At 30.9% G+C, this 1,044-nt stretch carries 1 protein-coding gene; it reads right to left on the minus strand.

Going from position 1 to position 1,044, the window contains the following annotated elements:
* Positions 1 to 992 (minus strand): IS256 family transposase (locus GBG18_RS14990; RefSeq protein ID WP_152192378.1); only part of this gene is annotated, 992 nt, incomplete at its 3' end.
* Positions 993 to 1,044: the final 52 nt, after the last annotated feature.

Below are 1,044 nucleotides of genomic sequence, written 5' to 3' on the forward strand. Positions count from 1 at the left end.
GTTGTATAAATCACTCTTCTAATATCTTCTGGATATTCGAAATAAACAGATAAATTTTCCCATTTATTTCTCCAAGAAGTAAAAACTATAGGATATTTCTTACCCCATTTCTCTTCAAGTTTATCAAGTTCTATTTCTGCTTCTTCTTTTGTAAAAGCTTGATAAACATTTTTTAGTTCTTTGGCAAATTGTTTTTGATTTGCTGATCCTATAAATCTTAAAGAATTCCTTATTTGATGAACAATACAAAGTTGTACTTGAGTATCTGGAAATACTGAGTTTATAGCTTCAGGAAAGCCTTTAAGTCCATCTACTGAGGCTATTAGTATATCTTTAACACCACGATTATTGAGGTCTGTAAGAACTTGAAGCCAGAATTTAGCTCCTTCACTTTCATTTAGATAAAGTCCTAGTATCTCTTTCTTACCATCAACTCTAACTCCTAAGACTGTATAAAAAGCTTTTGAAATATATTTCCCATCTTCTTTTACTTTATAATGAATGGCATCAAGGAATACAAAGGGATATACTTCTTCTAGTGGTCTTACTTTCCATTCTTGAAGCATAGGTATTATTTTATCAGTTACAGCACTAATAGCACCACTAGAGAAGCCTACACCATAAATATCCTCTATTAGTTTTGATATTTGAGAATAACTATTTCCATGAGAATAAAGAGCAAGTATTTTATCTTCTATTTCACCTGTCATGCTAGTTTGGTTTTTCTTTACTATTTCTGGTTCAAAGCTTCCATTCCTATCTCTTGGTACATCTAGTTCAAAAGAACCATGTTCACTTTTCATAATCTTAGAAGAATAACCATTTTTACGATTTTTATTCAAATCTTGTGTTAAATGAGAATCTATTTCAGCTGCAAGTGCAGCTTCTGTTAGTTGTTTTATTAATGAGCTTAATGCTCCATCTTTTCCACCGATACTTTTACCAGCTTTAATATCTTTGGCAAATTGTTCTGCATCTATTTCTATCTTCATCTTTGTGTCCTTTGGTATTTTTTATTTTACCGAACTGACACAAAATTTTGAA

This window comes from Poseidonibacter ostreae, assembly GCF_009208075.1.
Classification (GTDB): Bacteria; Campylobacterota; Campylobacteria; order Campylobacterales; family Arcobacteraceae; genus Poseidonibacter; species Poseidonibacter ostreae.